The organism is Cloacibacillus porcorum, assembly GCF_001701045.1.
GTDB lineage: Bacteria > Synergistota > Synergistia > Synergistales > Synergistaceae > Cloacibacillus > Cloacibacillus porcorum.
Window position 1 is genome coordinate 89477 of the sequence record NZ_CP016757.1, and the last position, 21028, is coordinate 110504.

At 56.2% G+C, this 21028-nt stretch carries 17 protein-coding genes and 1 tRNA gene; 14 read left to right on the forward strand and 4 right to left on the reverse strand.

Translation table 11 applies throughout. From position 1 onward, the window contains the following. Positions 1-4 precede the first annotated feature (4 nt). The 5 genes from BED41_RS16285 to BED41_RS00425 are packed head-to-tail and all read left to right on the forward strand — an operon-like array spanning position 5 to position 4194. The gene (locus BED41_RS16285) at positions 5-142 is read left to right on the forward strand and encodes a hypothetical protein (RefSeq protein ID WP_157102216.1); all 138 of its coding nucleotides are present in this window, start codon (positions 5-7) and stop codon (positions 140-142) included. A 28-nt stretch (positions 143-170) separates the two neighbouring features. Beyond that, positions 171-1742, forward strand: a complete 1572-nt coding sequence (locus BED41_RS00410) for a sodium/proline symporter (protein WP_066741662.1) — start codon at positions 171-173, stop codon at positions 1740-1742. Further along, on the forward strand, positions 1711-2211 hold the full coding sequence (locus BED41_RS00415) for a hypothetical protein (protein ID WP_066741664.1): 501 nt from the start codon (positions 1711-1713) through the stop codon (positions 2209-2211). The genes BED41_RS00410 and BED41_RS00415 overlap by 32 nt, the downstream gene beginning before the upstream one ends. A 35-nt stretch (positions 2212-2246) precedes the next feature. After that, positions 2247-2978, forward strand: coding sequence for a creatininase family protein (locus BED41_RS00420; RefSeq protein WP_066741666.1), 732 nt, complete (start codon positions 2247-2249; stop codon positions 2976-2978). A gap of 25 nt (positions 2979-3003) precedes the next feature. Further along, on the forward strand, positions 3004-4194 hold the full coding sequence (locus BED41_RS00425) for a PucR family transcriptional regulator (RefSeq protein WP_066741668.1): 1191 nt from the start codon (positions 3004-3006) through the stop codon (positions 4192-4194). 24 nt (positions 4195-4218) lie between these two features. Here BED41_RS00425 and BED41_RS00430 read toward each other — a convergent pair whose 3' ends face one another. The 4 genes from BED41_RS00430 to BED41_RS00445 form a co-directional block, all read right to left on the reverse strand. After that, positions 4219-6351: a transporter substrate-binding domain-containing diguanylate cyclase gene (locus BED41_RS00430; protein ID WP_066741670.1), complete on the reverse strand. Its 2133-nt coding sequence runs from the start codon at positions 6349-6351 to the stop codon at positions 4219-4221. A gap of 296 nt (positions 6352-6647) precedes the next feature. Continuing rightward, positions 6648-7772 carry an aminotransferase class I/II-fold pyridoxal phosphate-dependent enzyme gene (locus BED41_RS00435; RefSeq protein ID WP_066741673.1) on the reverse strand — a complete coding sequence of 375 codons (1125 nt, stop codon included), beginning with the start codon at positions 7770-7772 and terminating at the stop codon, positions 6648-6650. 164 nt (positions 7773-7936) lie between these two features. Continuing rightward, complete coding sequence (locus BED41_RS00440; protein ID WP_084002142.1) at positions 7937-9688, reverse strand: PEP/pyruvate-binding domain-containing protein; 1752 nt, start codon at positions 9686-9688, stop codon at positions 7937-7939. Between the two features lie 4 nt (positions 9689-9692). Further along, entirely contained in the window at positions 9693-11420 is a 1728-nt protein-coding gene (locus BED41_RS00445) for a PEP/pyruvate-binding domain-containing protein (protein WP_066741676.1), read from the reverse strand. A 261-nt stretch (positions 11421-11681) separates the two neighbouring features. Here BED41_RS00445 and ppk1 point away from each other — a divergent pair, with 261 nt between their 5' ends. The 9 genes from ppk1 (at position 11682) to BED41_RS00490 (ending at position 20935) form a co-directional block, all read left to right on the forward strand. Beyond that, entirely contained in the window at positions 11682-13742 is a 2061-nt protein-coding gene (gene ppk1, locus BED41_RS00450; protein ID WP_174544905.1) for a polyphosphate kinase 1, read from the forward strand. Continuing rightward, entirely contained in the window at positions 13742-14635 is an 894-nt protein-coding gene (locus tag BED41_RS00455; RefSeq protein WP_174544906.1) for a Ppx/GppA phosphatase family protein, read from the forward strand. Before ppk1 ends, BED41_RS00455 begins: the two co-directional genes overlap by 1 nt. A gap of 194 nt (positions 14636-14829) precedes the next feature. Then, complete coding sequence (catA, locus tag BED41_RS00460; RefSeq protein WP_066741679.1) at positions 14830-15453, forward strand: type A chloramphenicol O-acetyltransferase; 624 nt, start codon at positions 14830-14832, stop codon at positions 15451-15453. A 794-nt stretch (positions 15454-16247) separates the two neighbouring features. Next, a complete protein-coding gene (locus BED41_RS00465) occupies positions 16248-17333 on the forward strand; it encodes a glycerol dehydrogenase (RefSeq protein WP_066741682.1) in 1086 nt (361 codons plus the stop codon). 163 nt (positions 17334-17496) lie between these two features. Beyond that, positions 17497-18123 (forward strand): histidine phosphatase family protein, encoded by a 627-nt coding sequence (locus BED41_RS00470; RefSeq protein ID WP_168160197.1) that lies wholly within the window; start codon positions 17497-17499, stop codon positions 18121-18123. Between the two features lie 41 nt (positions 18124-18164). Further along, a complete protein-coding gene (locus BED41_RS00475) occupies positions 18165-18710 on the forward strand; it encodes a tetratricopeptide repeat protein (RefSeq protein ID WP_066741687.1) in 546 nt (181 codons plus the stop codon). A gap of 27 nt (positions 18711-18737) precedes the next feature. Next, complete coding sequence (locus BED41_RS00480) at positions 18738-19709, forward strand: hypothetical protein (protein WP_066741690.1); 972 nt, start codon at positions 18738-18740, stop codon at positions 19707-19709. A 48-nt stretch (positions 19710-19757) separates the two neighbouring features. Beyond that, positions 19758-20744 (forward strand): PDZ domain-containing protein, encoded by a 987-nt coding sequence (locus BED41_RS00485; RefSeq protein ID WP_157102217.1) that lies wholly within the window; start codon positions 19758-19760, stop codon positions 20742-20744. A gap of 114 nt (positions 20745-20858) precedes the next feature. Beyond that, positions 20859-20935, forward strand: a tRNA-Arg gene (locus BED41_RS00490). Positions 20936-21028: the final 93 nt, after the last annotated feature.

The following is a 21028-nucleotide window of genomic DNA, read 5'->3' on the forward strand; positions in this document are numbered from 1 at the left end:
ATGTATGAGCGGAAATGAAATTTTCTGGCAGTCGGGAACCTGGATGCTCTTTGCCGGACAGGCGCTGGTGCTGGTGTTGGTCGTCGCGCTTTATTTTTACATGGGAAAAAAGGAAAAAGAGGCCGAGAAGAGAGTCGGCTAGATGATTACAGAGTTTAGGGGGTAGTTTTATGAACTGGGCGCTTATTTCGTTTTTTATTTATCTGCTGGTGATATGTCTCATTGGCGTCGTTACGATGAGGATCGGGAATACCTATGAGGATTTTCTCATCGGCGGAAGAAGGATCGGTCCGTGGGTCTCGTCTTTTGCTCTGATAACCTCTTATATGAGCGGATATACGTACACGGCGGCCCCCGGCCTTGGGTATGCGGGCGGGTATTCCGTGCTTTGGTGGGCTACGGGGGATGCTCCGGGCAACGCCCTGAGCTTCGGCATTCTCGGACGCCGCCTGCGGAAATATTCCGAATTGCTCGGCGCGATAACCCTGCCGGAGTATTACGAGAAACGTTTTAATTCGCCGGCGCTGCGCGTCATCGCCGCGCTTGTGATCCTGCTTACGGTCAGTATGCACCTGGTGGCGCAGTGGACTGCCTCCGGCAAGCTGCTGAGCGTGGTATTCGGTACGGAGTATTTCACCGGCATGCTGATCGGCTGCGCCGTCGTCCTTCTTTATACGATAATGGGCGGTTATCTGGCGGTGGTTTATACGGACTTTATTCAGGGGCTGCTGATGTTCGGCGGGACGCAGGTGCTTTTCTGGGTGGCCCTTTTCAAGGTTGGGGGCTTTGCCGCGCTGAACGACAAGCTGGGCGCGGTAAATCCCGCGCTCGTCACGCCTTGGGGGCCAGACATGGCCTATTATGGTCTGCTGGCGGCGGCCACGCCGATAATTCTCATCATTATGGGCAGCTTCGGGATGCCGCATATAACGATCAAGCATTTCTCCATGCGCAACCCGAGTACGGCGCGCCAGGCGATGCTCATAACCGGGGTATTCGTCGTACTTTTCAGCTTTGTCTATTATATGACGGGCAGTCTCGCGAGGGTGATCCTCGGCGAGGGACTCGCCGATGTGGAGCAGGCTGGCGTGAAGCTCTGGTTCTCGGTGCTTCCGCCCTTCTGGGCCGGTCTTTTGAGCTCCGCCGCCGTCGCCTCGCTGATGTCGACCGCCGACTCTTTCCTACTGCTTCTCGTCTCAACGATCGCGCATGATCTGCTTAACCGTTTTTCAAAGCGCGAAATACCGGAAAAAAAGCGGCTTTTCATCTCACGGGTGCTTGTTCTTATCGTCGCCGTGCTCTCTTTTATTGTCGCCATGAATCCGCCCGCGCTTGTATTTACGATCGTGATTTTTGTATTCGGCGGGATGGCGCTTGCCTTCGGAGTGCCCAATCTTTTCTCGGTATTCTGGAAGCGCGCGACCGCCGCCGGGGTTATCGCCAGTATGGTATGTTCCCTCTTTATCTATGTCGGAGCGACGCTGGGCAGCTGGAACCTGCTGGGGCTGCATCCCTTCATCGCGGGACTGGTAGTCGCCGTGGCCGTGCTGGTCGTCGTTTCGCTGTTTACGGAGCCGCCGCATAAAAGAACGCTTGCGCTCTTTGAGACTGCCGCCGAATATGGGGATATTCCCAAAGCGGTCGCCGCCGGCGCATCGGCAGCCGTGAGCTGCGAGGCGCGCGCCGCCGCGGACGAACGGAGGGAGTTTTTTGATAAGGTGTTGGCGCCGGCGGGTAACTGAGCTTCCCGCGGAGGTCGCGGATAATCTCTCCGAGGCCGGTCGGTGCGGACGCTATTTTTACCCGTACTGGCTTCTCGATTTAGAGGTCTCGGTAAAGTTTCCCTTTATCGCTCCGCGCCGGGAGCGTCTGCTTCTGGCGGTCGACGCGGTGAATTCGGGGGCGGGTTTCCCGCCTCCGGAGGGCGTCTATGAAACGGAGGCCGCCGCTGAAGAGGTGGTAACTCCGAGGATATCCAAAGAGGAGCTCGACGGCGCGCGCATACCCCAGATGATAAGGTTCGGCATGAGGAAGAGGGCGCGCGCCTGGTCTGATATAGGTTACGCGGTCAGCGATATCGGACTTGTGTATAAGGAGAATCTGCTTTGGCGGGTACGTTTTTTGAACGGCACTGAGAGCGGTGTTTCGCTTGATACGCTTACCGGCGAGTATGGAATAATTCCCATTAGAGAGGGTATCAAAGAAAGGTGATTTTTTTGTGTGATCGTTTACGGCGTTGGACGGATATGACCTGGAAGGATATTGAGGCGGAGCGCGGAGAGATGGTCGCTCTGATCGTGAGCGGTTCGGTCGAACAACATGGTCCGCATCTTCCGACCGGCACCGATCTTTATATAGCGATGGGAATAGCCGACCGCATCGCTTCGCTCCCGGAAGCCGGTGATATCGCGGCGCGGCTCGTGCTGCTGCCGCCCTTTTTTCATACGTACGCGAAGGAAAGCGACGGCTGGCGCGGCACGCTTAATCTCGACGGGAATACCCTTACGCTTGTAGCTCGTGATATTATAAAGGGTCTCTTCCGGCAGGGTATCAAGAGGGCCGTTCTGTTGAACGGACATCTGGAGAGCTATTCGTTCCTTCTTGAGGGAATAGAACTTGCGACGGAGGGATGCGGCGACGTTCAGGTGATATCGGTCAACTGGTGGGATTTTATCGGCGACGGACTTATCGGCGAACTCTTTGCCGATCGGTGGCCCGGCTGGGTCGCTGAGCATGCGGCGCTTACGGAGACCTCCATAATGCTCGCCCTCCATCCCGAACTGGTGAGGGAAGAGCTGGCCGAGGCGGGCTTTATCCCGCAGCCGCTGCCCTATAAGATTTTTCCGCAGCCGCAGGAGGTGCGCCCGCCGTCCGGTATGTACGCTCCGGCGGAGGGGGCGTCCGCGGAGATCGGTGAACGCTTGATCTCTGAGGTTTTGAGGAATCTTGTTCCTATAATAAGAGAACGGTTTCGTTAGATATAGTACAGGAGAGTGAGGGGCCTTGCCGGAGAAAAATCGTGACCGCTTTTTGCAGGAGATAATGCGCACTGCGCTTGAGAGCGGCGACGCCCAGCGTATCCTCTCGCTTTTTCGTGATTGGGGCGGCGTCGATTTTGCCTATATCGACGCGCGCACCAAGGCTATCTGCTGTACGCGGGGCGAGCAGCAGTTCTGCGAAGAGCTTCAGCTATACCCGATTATGGAGCTGCTGCGCATATATTCGGCCTGGGAGGTGACGAGGCAGTCATGCCGGCTCGGGTGGCTTGTCGCCGCGTCGCCAAAGGGTGTGGAATGCGGCTTTTGGGCTGAGACACCCTTTGTGGTAGACGCGCTGGCGGTCTGTCATCTTGGCGCGTTCGCGCGCGTACTGGCCGCAGCCGAGGAGGAGGACTCCTTTACGGCGAAGCTTTTTGCCGCCAGGGAGGAAGACGAGGCGTATTGCCTCGGGATACTCAAAGAGGGCGGCGTGGAGCTTGCAAAGGGTTTTTACGTGTTGTCTTTCTTTTCTGAACTTGGTGTTTTAGAGGAGAGCAAATTGCTGGAGCGTTTCCGCGGACTGGCGGATGGCGCCGGCGTTAAATTTTTCGTCTCTGAAAACGAGGGGATAAAAAGTTTTATCCTCTTCCATAATGGACGCGGGATGCGGCAGACGGTTGTTACAAACCTTATCACCGTATGGGAGCATTCCGCGCGCGAGGGACAGATATCTTCCGAAGGCAGGCTGTGCTGGGGATGGAGCGGCGAGGGGCGGTCATACGCCGACATTCCACGCTGCCTGTCGCAGGCGCTTTTTGTGATGAAACATGGTCTCATACGTAAGGCGATTCCCCCCATTTTAATGTGGGAGGAGCTTGGCCTGTGGCGGATGTTTGCCGCACTTTCGGAGTCCGGCGAATTTCACGACTACGCCGCCGATTTCCTGAAAGAAATAATAAAGTATGACGAAACCCATCAGAGCCGTCTGATGATGACGCTGTATACTTTTGTGCGCCATAGCTGGAATCTTACCGCAGTGTCGAAAGAGCTTTGGCTGCACTATAATTCTATGAAATATCGCTATAACAAAATAGCGGCGCTGCTTGGGGAAAACCTTGACGATCCAGAGGTACGTTTTAAGGTGACCGTCATTCTCTATCTTTACGCTTACTCGCTTACACCGGCGGAGTATCTGGATACCTCCCGCAGTATGTAGAATAGAAGATATCGGCGGCGTCTCTTACGCCGCCGATATTTTGCCTTTGCCTGATTTTTTCGCGGCGTACAGGGCGGAGTCGGCCGCTCTGTAGAGGTCGTTGAATGTTCTGCCGTCCTCCGGGCAGAGGGAGATGCCGATCGAGCAGGAGGAGGGGGCTCTGCCGCCGATGTCTTTGATGAAAGAAGCTTTCAGCGCCTCCGCTAGGGCCAGTACCTCCTGATATGATTTTATCCTGGGGAGAAACGCCGCGAACTCGTCGCCGCCCATGCGGCAGAGCAGGTTATCCGTGCCGAATACCTCGCGCATCTTTGCGGCGAAGAGGATCAGCACATGGTCTCCGTAGAGATGGCCCAGGGTGTCGTTGATCATTTTGAAGTCGTCGAGGTCGATCATCAGGAACGCGGCTTCGTGATTTTCCTCTGCTCCGAGCCGCGCGGAGACCTCCGATTCAAAATAGGATCTGTTATAGAGGCCGGTCATGGTATCTCTCTGGGATGCCTGCTCTGCCCGCTGGACCTCAATGTTCTTGCGGCGGTTGTTTCTTATGATCACATAAATGGCCAGCACCGATACGATGACGGCGACAGATATTCCCGCCACGCTGAGGGAGATCATCGGGTAGCGCATGATGATCTCGCCCGCGGACATCGTATGGCGGGTGACCATCGTATTTACCGCGATTATGGCGCTGGTCTTGTTTTTACCGATGGCAGAGATGCCCTTGTCAAGCACCGACATCAGCAGCATTTCCTGCCGCCCTCCATGCGGAAGGGACAGAGATAGCCCGTGCGAGTAGTTGATTACCGAGGCGTAGAGGTTTTTGTATTTGTAGTTTTGGAGATATGTTCCCGCGACGTAGGAGTTGACGAAACAGATATCCGCTTCGCCGTTTCGGACGGCGTCGACACACTCCTCTTCGCTGTTGTACCAGGCTATCTCTTCTTCACGGTAATTTTTCTGGACATAGTTCTGCGAGAATAGGTAGCCCTTTACGGCGGCAGCCTTGGGGTTGCCGCTGTTCTGTATGTAATCTATGCGGGTGATCGCCGCATAGTCAAGATCAAGGTACGGGCGGGAGAGCAGCAGCCCGTTCTTTTCCGCCCAGCCATAGTCGTAATAGATATTGGAAAGTATGTCGGCGCTCCCCGTGCTGACCATCTTGACCGCCTCAAGCTGGTTTAGGGCCTCGATATATTCAAAACGCACGCCCAGCTTGGCCTCAAGTTCTTTCAGGATATCGATGGCGATGCCCCGGTACTCGCCGTTCTCCTTATACATCATCGGTTTTCGGAAGGAGGGCAGGGTGACGCGAAGCGTGGGTGTTTCCTTTAGAAAACGCGCCTCCTCTTCCGTGAACGCGAGGATTATGCCGTCGCTGTCTTCGAGATATTTTTTCTCCAGCTGGGCCTTAAAATCGGGTTTGAAGCGGCGGATCTGTTCCATGGCAAAGATAAGGGCGTTTTTCATATCTCCGCCGCCGAGCCGTGTGACGAAATAGCGCTTACTGGGGGCGAACTGGGCGATTATTTTAGTGTTTGAGGGAATTATATCCGCCTCTCCCATAAGGATCGCGTCGACATCGCCGCCTTTCAGCGCCCTCTCCAGCTCGTCGATGCTTTTGTAATCGGCGGTGGTAAACAGGATGCCTCTCTCCGCGGCGTAATCGTGTAGTTTGTACAGGTGGTTTTTCCAGACGGGGATCACGCCTATCCGCATGCCGTCAAAGCCTTCCCAGCCGTCCATCGTGTAGCGCCCGTCTTTGGCGTTCACCGCGAGGATCGTGTATGTCTCGTCAGTCTCGTACTTTACGAAATCGAAGCTGCGGGCTGCCGTCTCGGTGTAAAAGAGGCCGCCGACGACGTCGACCAGGCCCTCCTGCAGCATTTTCAGGCACTCTTCACGGCTTCCGCTCACATATTCATAACGCCAGCCGCCATATCTGGCCATTTCCTGAAGGTATTCATATTCATAGCCGCGCCGGTAGCCGTTGGGATCCATCTCCTGAAAATTTTTATTTTTATACCAGCCGACCCTTATCACCTTTGGCAGTGAAGTTTTCGACATCTCCTCAGCAAAAACTGCGCCGGCCGCCGCCAGGAAGATTAGGACGCAAAAAATCATTATGACCATACGATCTGTCTTTTTAAGAGCCATATATGTACTACCTCCGTTATACACGCCAGAACGATGGTGCTTATATTTAACCCGCGGTCAACAAATCAGCGTTAACCCAAGCCGGCAATATCTGTATTTTACAATAAATTTGTAAATATATGTGTGCAGATATCTGCTAAGCGATTTTATCATCGCCGCCAATAAAAGATACCGGGAAAAGCACGTATATGATGCCGTCCAAGATCAAAATAATTCTATTTAATAATATCGCGCATAGTGGATGGCTGTCGGGCTGCCGGTGGCGGCTGGTTTGCGAACATACGTATGTTCTCTCACTATCCCTCCTGCTTTGCCAGGTAGCCGCCGAGAGCCTTTAGCCCCTCCGTCAGCAGCTGCCGGTCGCCGAAGCCGTAGCCGAGGCGGAAGGATTTTTCCTCTTCAAAGCAGCCGCCGTGGCATAGCAGCACGCCCGTCTCTTTGTAGAGGCCGTCGCAGAGGGGCAGCGCCGCGATGTCGTAGTCGTAGTGCACGAGCATTGTCGTCGTGAGGCTTTCACCGTATACGGAGAGTCGCGGCTGTTCCGCGAGCCACTCGTCGACGATTTTTTTATGCGGGCGGACGATGCCGCGCGCCCGGGCGAGCATTTTTTCGTTATTTTCCAGCGCGATGGCGGCGATGAGTTCGTCAAAGACGCCGTTGCAGATCGTATCGTAGGAGCGGCGGTTTTCAAGGATGTCATAGGCCTCCGGCTCTCTGACGATCGCCCAGCCGACTCTGGTGCCGGCCATCGAGTAGACCTTGGACATGCTGCCGGTGGCGATCCCCTTTTCGTAGAGGTCTACGATCGAGGGCATGTATTCGTCGGCGAGGCCGCGGTATATTTCGTCGCAGAGTATGTAGGCGCCGTTTTGCCGCGCGATCTCGACGACGGGCGCGAGTTCGTCCGCGTCCATGTAGGCTCCGGTGGGGTTGTTGGGGTTTGTCAGCGTGATGAGTTTGGTCTTTTTATCAACAAGCTTCGTCAGCCGCCCCGGGTTGATTTTGTAGCCCTCCTCTTTTTTGAGGTGCAGCAGCCGCACTTCGCTGCCGAGCGCTTCGGGGATGGCATAGTGCTGCTGGTAGTTGGGCGTGACGGCGACGACGTTGTCGCCGGTCTCAAGCATGCCGGTGATGACGGTGGAGTTCGCGCCGGTGCCGCCGTGCATGGTGAGCACCATCGCGGCGGAGGCCTCCCTGCAGGTGGCGGCGATCGCCTCTTTCAGACGCGGCAGGCCGAAGAAGGCGCCGTAATGGAGGTGCGTTTCAAAAAAGTGTCTGTTGAGCTCTTCTCTGTCTTCGCCGCTCAGTTCAAGGAGCTCGTCAAGGGATATCGCCTTGACGCAGCTCGCGCCGAGGTTGTATTTGCAGTCCGCGTCGCGTGGGTTGAGCCATTTTTCAACTTTGAAATCTTTGATCCTCATGCCGCTCTCCTCCTCTGTTTTGCCGTCATGATACCGGTTATTGTACAGGAAAGGCGAGCGGCGCGGTATATGCGGCGGGTAAATAAATAACGGCCCCTGCCGCGCTCCTTTTTTCTGGGCTTCGGCGGGGCCGTCACTGAAATTTTTTACCGCCAGCCGGCGCGTCAGTCTGTCTCTCCCATGTCCTTATCGATGATTACGCCGCGGTTGCTCTCGCCGTCCATGTAGGCGGCAAAGCTGCCGCGGTAGACGCGTATCGCGGGGTTGTCACACCAGGGCTCCCATTTTTTGCTCTCGAACCAGTCGGCGTTGAAGATGTTGCGGTCCTCTCCAGCGAAGACTGGCATGTAGAGGACGCCGTCGACTTCGAGGTCGGAGAAGAAGTGCGTGCCGTAGGAGAGTTCCGGCATGAAGCCGAGGCGCGGGATGCCGAGCTCCACCATGCCGCGGCAGTTCGTCAGCTCGCTGTACTGCACGGGAACGCCGAGCTCCGGATTGCTGGAGCCGATGCGTCCCGGGGCGACGAGGATGTAGGGCTCGCCGTCGGAGGCTTTGTTGAGTTCGCCGATGAGCCGCGCTGTCCCGTAGAAGTCACGCTGCGCGTAGTAGCGGTTAAAATCGACGTAGACGATCTTGGTTATCTGCGGGATCGCGCCGTGGGTCACCATGCGGTCGGCCTGCAGCAGGATCTGGCGCTGCGAGAGTTCGGGAATACCTCCCTCAAGGTGGTTGTTCGACCAGAAGGGGCGCGACTGGATGAGGCAGAAGGAGTCCTCCGTCGGCTCGAAGGCGAATTCAATGTCGGCCGGGACGCCCATCTTGTTCTCAAGCAGCTTCAGCGTCTTTTTGACGCGCTTGTAAAAGTCGGGGTAGATGCGGGGGAAGCTGTCGAAGGTGAAGCAGACCTTTGTCCCCGGCGAGAGGGAGGCCATGTTCTTCATGATCTGGAAGAAACAGCCCTCACCGTCGTCGCAGCGGTAGATCTGCGCGTAGGCGGCGAAGTCGGGATGGTAGGTAAGCAGCTGTTTCCACTCTTTTTTGATGTCTAACGTAGTTATCTGGTTGGGGCGTTCCTCGTCGATGACGTGAAATGATTCCTGGGCGATAGCCGAGATCTTCTCCGGCGAGAAACCCTCGGGACGCAGTATCGGATTGGTCAGCGAGACGGTGCGCGCGTAACCGCGCTTGGTGCTCATGGTGCCCATGCCGAAGACCATGCGCACGAGGCCGTCGTCCTGCTTCACGCGCGTCGTCCAGCGGCGGAAGTTCTGCGAATATCCGACGCCGGCCATCGTCGGATAGTAGTAGCGCCCTCGCCAGCGTCCCGCCATGCGGATGATGATGATCCCCATGTCGTCGCCTCCGAGGTGGTGGCGTTCCCGATAATCGGCCGCGGCCGGGAAGAAGGTGCGCGAATAGATGCGCCGTACCTCGTTTTCCACGGCGACGGACCGCTCCTCAAGGCCGCCGCAGTTGTTGCTGAGGAAGTTTGTCAGGTATTTTCCGGCGAAGGAGTGTTTTACGTCGTCCTCCAGCCGGCTGGAGCTGCGGATGACGACGGGGTCGCGCATATCCGCAAGGAAGGTGCGGATGTACATGCCGGCCGCCTGCGGCAGCGGCGTTTCAAGAAAGACCCGCTCGATCTCCTGTGGGTCGTTGTTTGCGAGCAGCGTGTCGAGGTGAGGTACCCGCTCGAGAAACTGATGGAATATCTCGATGCTGAGGTAGATTGACCGCGGCACCTTCGTCCTGCTCATCTGTTCGTCGCCGCTGTCGCGCAGCTGCCGCAGCGCGAAGAGCAGCGAACGTCCCTTTCCCCCTATAGTGCCGCGCCCGCAGATCAGCGGTGCGAACTCAGGATCGTCATGCGGCTGCCATTCAAAGTAGAGTTCTCTTGCTCGGTCTGCAGAGGTCATATTATCACTTGCCTTCCGGGGTTTTGTCGATAACGATTCCGGTCTCCGAGTCTCCGTCGAGCAGCACGTCGAAGCATCCCTCGTAGTGTCTTACGGCGGGGTGGGATATCGTCTGCCACGGATGACTCTCGAACCATTCTCTGTTATATATGTTATTCTTTTCGCCGTCAAATACCGGCAGATAGAGGATGTTGTCCCCGTCCAGGTCGAGGAAAAAGTGCGTCCCATAGGAGAGCTCGGGAGCCATCCCCTTCTGCGGTATGCCCAGCTCCACGAGGCAGCCGGAGTTTGACAGCTCGTTGTAGCGCACCGGCACGCCGAGCAGCGGGTTCGAGCTGCCCCAGCGTCCGGGGCCGACGAGGATGTAGCGCTCGCCGTCGAGCCGGTCGTTTATCTCTCCCACGGCGCGCGCGACGTCGGCGAAGTCCGCCTGCTTGCCGTATATTTCAGGGTCTACAAAGACGATGTGTCTGACGCCCTCCAGCCTGCCGTTGGCGACCATGCGGTCGCCGCGCAGGATGGTCTTTTCACGCGGCGTATCGGGGATCTCCACGCGCCCTTTGTCGTCGTAGACGGAGAGCGGCCGCAGCTGCACGAGGGTGAAGCGGTCGTCGCTGACCTCGTAGGCGAACTCCATGTCCACGGGGAGCTGAAGCTCCTTTTCAAAGAGCGAAAGAAGCTTCTTGAGCCGCGTGAAGAGCTTCGGGCAGCGGCCCGGCAGCTCGGAGAAGGTGAATACCGGACGCGGTACGTTCATATTGCTTGGGTCGGTGTGTATCCAGTGGAAGGCGTTGTCGTCGAACCACTGCAGATAGGTGGGCGCCATCTTGTGTTTTTTCAGGATATCCTTGATGGTGACGGCGATATGCTGCGAGGTAAACTTGCGGTGCTCCGTATCAACGTAGTCGTAGTGCTCCTGTGAATGCGTCACAATTTCGTGGGGTTTCGTCCCCTCTGGGCGGAGGTTGGGGTTTGTGAGGTAAAAGGTCCTCGCATAGGCCCTGTCGACGGTACGGGTGCCAAGACCGAAGCAGATCCTCACGACGCCGTCCTCTTTCCTGATGCGCGGCGAGGGGCGGCGGAAGACCTTCGAGAAGGCCGCGCCCGCAAGCTCCGGGTAAAACATGTTCCCGTACCGGCGGCCCTCGATGGGCTGGATGAGCACGGCCATGCGCTCTCCGCCCCACTGTATGCCGTGTTTGCGCTTATATTCGCGCGCCGCGGGGTTATAGGTGGAGGCGTAGACGGTCTTTATCGCGCTTTCGAGCTCCGCGCGGCGCTCCCCGCGCGTTCCGGCATTGGAGGAAAAGCGCGTCGCGTACTTTCCCGCGAAGGAGAGGTTGACGTCGTCCTCAAGCGTCGAGGAGGAGCGCACGGAGATGGGATCCTCTATAAGGTCAAGTATCTTTTCAAGAGGTTCGTCGAGCGACGGCGGCAGGTGGGCCGCCGCGCAGATCTTGTACAGCTCGGGGGCATCCGAATGCGCGCGCAGATTCATCAGCCGCTCCCAGAGGTTGTTGTACTCCATGAATTCGTCGAAGACCGAAGTCGTGATGACGAAGGAATATTTGGGCAGATGCACGTCCTCCAGCAGACCGTTCTTTTCAAGGATATGGTGCGCGAAGGAGAGTCCCTTTGACTTCCCTCCGATACGTCCGTCGCCGATGAGCCATCCGCGCTCCTCATAAAAGGGGACAGGGTCGAAGCTCCTATAAAAATCACCGTAATTCATAACGTCCCTCCTAACAGGTTCCATCCAATTCGATGACTAAAAATTCTATCATTATAACTAATTATTATAGACTATATTTTCGTCTCTTTAAAGCAGAAATTTAATATGATGAATTGTATTTTCTGCGCAAAATTGCGTAAGTTACAGAGGTGTAACGATATTTTAACGTTTTTTTTACTATGCACTTTGCGGCGGGGTTTAAGATAATAACGGTGATAAGATGTGTCAAGTAAGAGGCTCCAAACGGAGGATGATTTTACGATGATTATGAATAACCGGGAACTGAGCTGGCTGGTATTCAACGACCGCGTGCTGCAGGAGGCGCAGGATAGGAGCGTGCCGCTGATGCAGCGGCTCAAGTTCCTCGGCATTTTTTCAAACAACCAGGATGAATTTTTAAAGGTGCGCGTCGCGAAGCTGATCCGCCTGAGCCGCATGAAGGGGCTCAAGGGGGCGCAGGCCGCCAAGGCGCGTGCCGCGGCGGAGGTGCTGCCGCAGCTCTACGCGCGTATGTCCGAGTCGCAGGAAAAATTTGACGAGATCTATTACGGCATCCTCTCCGAGATGGCGGCGATCGGGATAAACGTGGTGAACGAACGGCAGCTTACGGAGGAACAGGAACGGTTCTGCGTCGACTATTACTCCTCCGTCGTCAGCGAGCGTATTGTGCCGCTGCTGATCCGCAAAGCGACGAAGCTCCCCTTTATCAGCGACGGCGATATCTACCTCGGCGTCAAAATGACGGGGGCCAAAGCCAAGAACGTGCGTTACGCCTTTATCCAGATCCCCGTCAGCAGCGCCTGCCCGCGTTTCGTCGAACTGCCGTCGGCGGAGGGACGCCGGGACATAATCTTTCTCGACGATATTATCCGCCTCTGTCTGCGGGAGATATTTTTCATGTTCAGCTGCGAGACGGTCAGCGCCCATACCTTCCGTATTGTGCGCGACGCGCAGATCGAGATGGACGGCGACATCTCCAAGAGCCTGATGGAGAAGATGGAGGAGGGCATTGAGAACCGGTACCGCGGCAAACCTGTGCGGCTCATCTATGACAGGGAGATGCCGGAAGATTTGCTCTCGCTGATCGTCTCCAAGCTCTCGCTGAAGGCGGGTCCCTCGCTCGACCCGGGCGGGCGCTACCACCTAAAGCGCGACCTGATGAAGTTCCCGCGCGTCTGCCCGCAGCTGGAGGAGAAGCTGCCCGCGCCGATGCGCAACCTGGCGATCGCCCCCTTCTCCAGTATTCTGAAGGTCGTGGCGAAGCGCGACGTGATGCTCCATTTTCCATACCATACATTCAACCATGTGATAGACTTCCTGCGCGAGGCGGCAATCGATCCCAAGGTGGAGAATATCTTTATCACCCTCTACCGGACGGCGGAACATTCAAAGGTGATCAACGCCCTCATAGGAGCGGCTAAAAACGGTAAGAGCGTCACCGTCATCATGGAGTTCCTCGCGCGTTTCGACGAGGGACAGAACATCGAATACGCCGACATTCTCCAGCGCGCCGGCGTGCGCGTAATCGACGGCGTGGCGGGGCTGAAGGTACACTGCAAGCTGATCCTCGTCGAGCGCCGCGAACGTACCGGCCTCAAGGGTTATGCCTATATCGGCACCGGAAACTTCAACGAATCGACGGCGAAGATTTACTCCGACTTCGGCCTGCTCACCTGCCGCCGCGAGATCGTCTGTGAGACGCGCTCCGTCTTCGATTCCGTCACCGCGCACCAGCCGCTCGCCTGCCGGCATCTTCTCGTTGCGCCATATAACATGCGCGCGCGCTTCGAGGCGCTTGTGGAAGAGGAGATCAAACATGCCAAGAGAGGCAAGAAGGCCTATATCAAGGCGAAATTCAACAGCCTTACCGACCCCGAGATGATAAATCTGCTGTACAAGGCGAGCCGCGCCGGCGTTAAGATAAGCCTCATCGTGAGGGGCGCCTGCTGTCTCCAGCCGGGAGTCGAAGGGCTCAGTGAAAACATCCGGGTGATAAGCATCATCGACATCTACCTCGAACACGCGCGGATGGCCATCTTCTGCGGCGGCGGCGAGGAAAAAATATTCATCCTCAGCGCTGACTGGATGACGCGCAACCTTAACCGCCGCATCGAGGTCGGCACGCCGATTTATGATCCCGCCATCCGCAGGCAGCTGAAAAAGGTATTTGAAATGCAGTGGAACGATAACGTCAAGGCCCGGGATATGGCGGTATTCGGGGCCAATGAATACGTGGCCGGCGGCGAGGGAAAGCGGTGCCGTTCGCAGCTGGCGCTCCATGAATTCTACAAAAAGGCCGCTGAAAAGAGGAATGAAGAATAATGAGAGATATGAACACGATCGCGGCGCTGGATATCGGCAGCAACGCCGTCCGTTTTCTGATCTGCAGCATAGAGGAATCCAGCGACACGAAAAAATGCCGTAAAGTCGCCTTTCTCCGCGTGCCGGTGCGTCTCGGGGAGGACGTCTTCACCGAGGGCGAGATAAGCGCGCGCCGGAGAATGCTGCTCTGCGAGGCGATGCAGGGCTTTTCCCATCTGATGAAGACCTTCGGCGTGAGCGAATACCGCGCCTGCGCCACCAGCTCGATGCGCGAGGCAAAAAACGGCGCCGAAGTTCTCGACGAGATCAGGGAAAAGAGCGGCATCCAGGTCGAGGTAATATCGGGGCTGGAAGAGGCCGAGATAATATACGCGGCGGGCGTCTCTTCCGCCGGCAGTGAAAATTGGAAAGACTCCCTCCACGTCGACGTCGGCGGCGGCAGCACGGAGGTCGTTATCTACGCCGGCGGCCGCGTCGCCGAATCGCGCTCATTCCGGCTCGGGACGGTGCGCATCCTGAAAGACGCGGTCGAAAAGGGGGACAAAGAGCTCTTTAAAAAAGAGCTGAAAAAAATCGGGGAAAAATACCGCGGCCTGCGCATCATCGGCTCTGGCGGCAACATAAATAAGGCGCAGAAGCTGCTCAACAAACGGGTTGGCGAGCCGATAAGCGCCGTCGAGCTGAGGATGCTCTACGACACGCTGAAGAAGATGACCTTTGAAGAGAGGATCAACAACTTCAAGCTCAATCCCTACCGCGCCGACGTCATCATCCCCGCGCTGAAAATATTCCTCCTCGTCAGCAAACTTTGCTGCGCGCCGACGATCATCGTGCCGCAGGTAGGGCTGGTGGACGGGATCATCGCCATGCTCCACGCGAAAATGTCCTCATAGGACAGCCCGGACAGTGACCCAGAACAAGCGGCGTTGGCGTTTATCTGTAAGCGGCTTCGGCTGAATTTGGGAAAGCTGTCTGCGGAAGAAACAAAATGGCTGAAAAAGATGGCAGAAAAATCGGACTTGTTGAAAAATCCAAACCCACAGTGGGGATGGAAGTAAGCAAAGAAGAAAACTAAGGAGCAACCAAAATGACATTTGAGAAAATTGATAGGGACACATGGGTACGAAAAGAATATTTTGAACATTATTTCTCAAATATTCCCTGTACTTATAGCATGACTGTTAGGTTAGATATTACACAGATAGTGAAGCAACAGGTAAAATTATATCCAGCTATGCTTTACTATCTTACGACTGTTGTAAACCGTCATTCTGAGTTTAGAACTGCTTTCAATGAGAACAATGAATTGGGTATTTATAGTGAAATGATACCTTGCTATACAGTTTTTCATAAAGACACCGAAGCATTTTCTAATATCTGGACGAACTACACGCCGAATTTTGAAGAATTTTGTAATGCTTATGAGAATGATATATTACAGTACGTAAATGAAAAAGGAATGACAGCAAAGCCAAATGTTCCCAGCAATTACTTCAATGTTTCAATGATACCGTGGGCAACATTTGAGGGCTTTAACTTGAACTTGCAGAAAGGATATGATTATTTGAAGCCTATTTTTACAATAGGGAAATATTATCAAGAAACTGGACGAACTCTAATTCCTTTGGCAACTCAAGTTCATCATGCTGTATGTGATGGATTTCATGTTTGCCGTTTAATAGACGAATTGCAGGAATTGATAAATAATTAAATTGCATATATCGAAAAAATAGCAAAGCCAGCCGAACCAGTCAACGGTCAAGATGAACGGCGCATAAATGCGCCGCCGTTGACAGTCCTGCCTGTCTTTGGTGATGGGTAATCAAGGCGAGAAAGCCCTAAAATCGCTTCCCCCATTTCAATTTTTACTGGAGTGTGGCTACAAGTTTGGGACAATTTATCCCGAAGCCTGGCGTAGAACGAGGGACGGGGTTCCATATACTCCCTGTCTGCTGATGAAACCAGTCCTGTGCTTACGACTCCACGCCATGCAATTACAGTCCTGTTTTCCTGTCGCTTCAAATGCTCTTGCCCTCCCCCGGCGGCAACGGCATTTTTACGGCAACGCCGACAGAGCGTATAACACACTACACTTTGCAAGAAAAGGCGATACGCCACACCTCCACGGGGCGCATATCGCTTTTTCTTGTTATCCAGCCCTCCGGCTGTATTTGTCGAGCAAAAGCAAGCGGGGTTGTGGTGTGGTATCTTTAATTTTGGGAAACTCCGACGCCACACCGGGAGGCGGCCGCTTCCCGGTATTTTTTTGCCTTCTCTCACCTTCACCCTACATACGGCGGTTTCGGCGGGGCGCTATCGCGATAATGGCATAGCGCCATGTAAAAGTGAATATTGACACAATCGGTACGAAAGATTTAAATATGACTTGTTGATATCGATAATATATAATCGATATGAGAAGAGGGACGAAGGGACGAGAGGCAGCGCCTCCTCTCCCATACAAATAAACAAATAAAGACGGCAACTAGAGGAAGGATGATTCTTATGTCAAACATCATTATCGCTCCCGGCAAATATGTACAGGGCAAAGGCGAACTATCAAAGTTGGGCGGCTATGTGGAAAAACTCGGCGCGAAGCCCTTTATCCTCGTAAGCCCCTCCGGTATGAAGCGGGTAAAAGAGCCCATCACGCGGAGCTTCGGCGCGACGCCGCTGGTTTTTGAAGAGTTCTGCGGCGAGTGCAGCAAAAAAGAGATAAACCGCCTCATTGAAAAGATGGGCGGCTGCGACGTCGTCATCGGCGTCGGCGGCGGCAAGATACTAGACACCGTGAAGGCCGTCGCCTACTACGCGAAAAAACCCGTCGTCATCGTACCGACGATCGCCTCGACAGACGCGCCGTGCAGCGCGCTCTCTGTCATCTACACCGACGAAGGCGTCTTTGAGGAATACCTCTTCCTGCCCGCGAATCCCAACCTTGTGCTCGTCGACACCGACGTCGTCGCGGCGGCGCCCGCGCGCCTGCTTGTCAGCGGCATGGGCGACGCGCTCGCAACCTATTTCGAGGCCCGCGCTGTAAAGGCCTCCGATTCCGGCACCTGCGCCGGCGGCAAGGCGACAAACGCCGCCATCTCGCTCGCGAAGCTCTGCTACGATACGCTGATCGAAAACGGCCTCCGCGCCAAGCTCGCCGTTGAGCGCCACGTCTGCACCAAAGCGGTCGAAAACATCATCGAAGCCAACACCTTCCTCAGCGGCATCGGCTTTGAAAGCGGCGGCCTCGCCGCGGCGCACGCCGTGTATAACGGCCTGACCGTACTTGAGGCGAGCCACCAGTTCTATCACGGCGAGAAGGTCGCCTTTGGAACGCTTGTGCAGCTTGTGCTCGAAGACGCGCCGACGGAAGAGATCGAAGAGGTCGTCGACTTCTGCCTCGACGTCGATCTGCCCGTATGCCTTGAGGATATCGGCATCATCGATCCGAAGCCCGAGGATATCATGGCGGTGGCCGAGGCGACCTGCGTGCCCTCCGAGACGATCCACTCCATGCCCTTCGAGGTGACGGCGGACAAGGTCTATGCCGCGATTATGGGCGCGGACGCCCTCGGACGCTTCTACAAGGGCAAATAAATTTTTGCATCTGCCGTACCAAAGGCCTTCGGCGTCCGCCGGGGGCCTTTTTTACATTTGGCGGCGGTGATTTTTACGGCCGCCATAAAAAACACACAACGTGATGATAAAATGGAGCAGTATAAAGAATAAAAGCGGACGCGAAGTTCTGAAGGGGCAAATAATGATGGCTGAAAAAAAACGCATATACCTGATGAGGCACGCGAAGCCCGATCTGCCGATGAACGGCCGGGTATATTACGGACAGACCGACTACCCGCTGGCCCCTCAGGGCACCGCGGCGGCGGAAGAGACCGGCGAATACCTTAAGGGTAAAATTACCTTTGATTATCTGTACGCAAGCGATATGATACGCGCGCAGCAGACGGCGAAACTCGCGGCCCCCTACCTTCCGATAACTACGGTCCCCGCGCTGCGCGAGGTGAACCTCGGCGAGTGGGAGGGGCGCGGCTACGACGAGGTACGGGAGCAGTTCCGCGAGATATATGAGGCGCGCGGCGTGAAATTCGCAGAGGTCGCTCCTCCCGGCGGCGAGACCTTCCGTGAGCTGCAGCGGCGTACGGTGCCCGCCTTTGAAGAGATAGAGTCCGCCCATAAGAGCGGCAATATCCTCATCGTGGCGCACGGCGCCGCAATCTGGAGTATCATGGCGCGCTGCTTTGGTTTTGACCTCAACGACATGTTCTTCTTCCCGCAGGACTACTGCGGCATACACGTCGTTGAGCCGGCAGGCGGACGAATGCGGCTCTGTCAATATAACTGGCAGCCGCTGCTCAAAGCGGCGGGGTAAAACATCCGGGGCCTTTACGGTCTTCAGAAGGTGGCAGGAAGATGAGGAGAAATAGGGGCGGTATAACAACGGTCCTGGTGATAATAATAGCTGTCGCGATGCTTGCCGCGACGGCTTGGCTCGTGCTGGAGACTCTGAAAAAACGCAGCGCCGAACAGGGGCTGGCCTATCTGCGGAGCGGTGACTACACCCAGGCGGCGCTCTGCCTGGAGAGGGCGGCGCGCTATTCTCTGCGCCCCGACGCGGCGGTACTATTCCACCTTGCCGAGGCACGGCTTAAACTTGGCGGCCTCGCGGAGGCGAAGAGCGGCTTTGAACGGGTGATCTCTCTTGAGCCGCAGAACGCCGCCGCAAGATATGAGCTCGGGAAAATATATATCGGAGAAAAAAACTTTGGGGCGGCGAGGTCTGAGATTACGGCGCTCGAGGAGATCGGTACGGAAGAGGCTAAGGAATACGCCGACGAACTTAAGGGCGCGATCCAGACCGGGGCTGTTAAAGGGTTCTTCAACGAACTCCTGAAAAAGATACTCCCCGGCGGCATTCCCGACGCGTTGAACAACACCGTGCCGGAGACCGAAGAATAACGGCTGCCCCGCGAAAGGAAAAGTGCGATGAGGATAAAATACAAAGCGCTCTCGGCGGCGCTTTTGCTGCTTGGATTTACTGCGCTTCCGGCCTTCAGCGCGGAGACTCCGAAGGTGATCGAAGTCGCGAAGAGCCCGCTTCATAAAAACTACTTTGAGATCCCCGTCGCCGTCGTGCCGCGCGCGGGCTACAACTTTAAAAAAACAGAGTCCGGCGCCGCCGATAACGCCAAAAAAGTCTCTCTTGACGCCGTGCTGCTCCACATGCCCTATACGCGGCTGCTGGAAGAGATAGCGAACGACTGCCTCAAAAAAGAAAACATGGAGGTCAAATCACGCTCCTCCTTTATCTGGAACGGCAGCGCGGCGGAGCTTCTCAAAATCTTCCAGCCGAGCGGCAAAACCGTGATCGGTAAATGGGTACTCATCGTCGACCGCGGGGCCGATACCTGCTGGATGATAAGCGGGGCCTACAGCGCCAAAGACGCGGCGGCGGCCCAGGCCGTGCTTGATACCCTAAAAAGCGCCTGGTGGCCCTCCGATGATACGGCGCAGCAGGCAGTCTCGGGCACGCTCCTCGCGAACGTAAAAACAGAGGAGACGCCTTTCCGTATCGCGGGATTTCGCCAGGACTCGCTGATATACACGAAGGACGGACGAATCCCGACGCAGGACCCGGACCAGGCGCTTTACGTGATATCGCACGTCTCCGGAGCATACATTCCCTCAGAAAAACGCGAATCCTTCGCGGCGGAACATATCGCCGAAGTCGAGCGGGGGGCGAAGCTTGAGATAATATCCCAGACGCAGGAATCGATAAACGGCCTTCCAGCGATCGTGACGGTGGCCTACACCGAAGGCGAGCCACAGTCCCTCATCTATCAGGCGGCGGTCTTCAAGGCCTCGCGGGTGACCATGCTGGTCGGCATTGCGCGCCGGAACATCCCGCAAAACCTGGAAAGTTTCCACAAGCTTACGGCCTCCTACAGCGAAAGTTGAAATAAAAAACCTAATCGGCAAGAGACGGAAAGGAGAGGATCTTTAAAGATGAAAAAACTGATATCGGCGCTGTTGATGGTACTTCTCATCGCCACAGCCGCCGCCGCGCACCATCCGGGACCGCCGCCCCAGCACCACGGTGGCCCTGGACCCGGTCCGAGACCGGGGCCGCCCCCCGGGCCAAGGCCTGGCGTGAGGCCAATGCCGCGCCCGCTGCCGCCGGGGCCGCCGCCCGGCCCCATGCACGGGCCGCATCCCGGCTGGAGGCCGGGACCGCCGCCTCCCCCGCCGCGCCATTACCACGGCGGCTTCTGCTGGGACTCCGGATGGTTTGGCGGCGGTCTGGGGATCGGCGTACTGCTTGGTACGATGATGAACAACCAGTACCAGTCGCAGGCGGAGGCGAATGCCATCGCGCGCCAGCAGGCCTATGAGCGCAAAGTGAACGAAGTCAGAAACGCGGCGCGCGACATCGCCGCGGCGCAGAGCAGCCATGTGATGCAGATAATCTCACAGGTCGGCCCCGAATACGCTCTGCAGGACCTCAACAGCTATTGGCAGGCACAGGGACAGGCGACCTTTCTTGACGCCCGTACTCCCAGCGTGCTCAAAGTCGCGGGCTTCCAGCAGGAGCTGACGATACTCTACACGGTGGACCCGTCGCGGCAGAGCGTCACCGTGACGGTAAACGCTCCCCAGTACGACATCTCGGAGAGCAGCACCGCACAGTATACGCCGCCGGCTCCGGCCGCGCCGGTGAAAGCCGCCGCCAAAGTGATGGGCTTCACCGTAGCGGACGACGCCCGCAGCCCCGAGGGCTTCCTGCTCGTGCGCGACGTGACTCCGGCGACGGCGGCCGCCTATGTGGGGCTGAAAAACGGAGCCGTGCTCTATCAGGTCGACGGCTACAGCACCGCTCAAGTCGGTGTTGAGCAGATGAACGCCTATATTGAGGGGCGCGCCGCCGCCGACGCGGTGGTGGAGATCACCTTCTCCGACGGCGGGAAACAAAAGACGGCCCAGATCAAACTGTAGGCGGCAGAGATAAGTCTCCGCCTGTGAGCGGAGGGGAAACGGCGCCGCGCAAAATTTTGTAAAAAAGTATTGCGCCAACCGTGGAAGTCGTGATAGACTAACATTCGTGCAAGCGGACCCGTAGCTCAGCTGGATAGAGCGACTGCCTCCTAAGCAGTAGGTCATCGGTTCAATTCCGGTCGGGCCCGCCAATTTAAAGAATAAAAACGGCTTTCAAGTATATATTGGAAGCCGTTTTGTTATTATGGCGGTTTCATAGTTTGGGGAAATTGGCCGGACTTACT

What these genes read in the sequence shown, in the direction of transcription:
- BED41_RS16285 (WP_157102216.1), top strand. Translation starts at nt 5, where the DNA reads ATGAGCGGAAATGAAATTTTCTGGCAGTCGGGAACCTGGATGCTCTTT.
- BED41_RS00410 (WP_066741662.1), top strand. Translation starts at nt 171, where the DNA reads ATGAACTGGGCGCTTATTTCGTTTTTTATTTATCTGCTGGTGATATGT.
- BED41_RS00420 (WP_066741666.1), top strand. Translation starts at nt 2,247, where the DNA reads ATGACCTGGAAGGATATTGAGGCGGAGCGCGGAGAGATGGTCGCTCTG.
- BED41_RS00430 (WP_066741670.1), bottom strand. Translation starts at nt 6,351, where the DNA reads ATGGCTCTTAAAAAGACAGATCGTATGGTCATAATGATTTTTTGCGTC.
- BED41_RS00435 (WP_066741673.1), bottom strand. Translation starts at nt 7,772, where the DNA reads ATGAGGATCAAAGATTTCAAAGTTGAAAAATGGCTCAACCCACGCGAC.
- BED41_RS00440 (WP_084002142.1), bottom strand. Translation starts at nt 9,688, where the DNA reads ATGACCTCTGCAGACCGAGCAAGAGAACTCTACTTTGAATGGCAGCCG.
- BED41_RS00445 (WP_066741676.1), bottom strand. Translation starts at nt 11,420, where the DNA reads ATGAATTACGGTGATTTTTATAGGAGCTTCGACCCTGTCCCCTTTTAT.
- ppk1 (WP_174544905.1), top strand. Translation starts at nt 11,682, where the DNA reads ATGATTATGAATAACCGGGAACTGAGCTGGCTGGTATTCAACGACCGC.
- BED41_RS00455 (WP_174544906.1), top strand. Translation starts at nt 13,742, where the DNA reads ATGAGAGATATGAACACGATCGCGGCGCTGGATATCGGCAGCAACGCC.
- catA (WP_066741679.1), top strand. Translation starts at nt 14,830, where the DNA reads ATGACATTTGAGAAAATTGATAGGGACACATGGGTACGAAAAGAATAT.
- BED41_RS00465 (WP_066741682.1), top strand. Translation starts at nt 16,248, where the DNA reads ATGTCAAACATCATTATCGCTCCCGGCAAATATGTACAGGGCAAAGGC.
- BED41_RS00470 (WP_168160197.1), top strand. Translation starts at nt 17,497, where the DNA reads ATGATGGCTGAAAAAAAACGCATATACCTGATGAGGCACGCGAAGCCC.
- BED41_RS00475 (WP_066741687.1), top strand. Translation starts at nt 18,165, where the DNA reads ATGAGGAGAAATAGGGGCGGTATAACAACGGTCCTGGTGATAATAATA.
- BED41_RS00480 (WP_066741690.1), top strand. Translation starts at nt 18,738, where the DNA reads ATGAGGATAAAATACAAAGCGCTCTCGGCGGCGCTTTTGCTGCTTGGA.
- BED41_RS00485 (WP_157102217.1), top strand. Translation starts at nt 19,758, where the DNA reads ATGAAAAAACTGATATCGGCGCTGTTGATGGTACTTCTCATCGCCACA.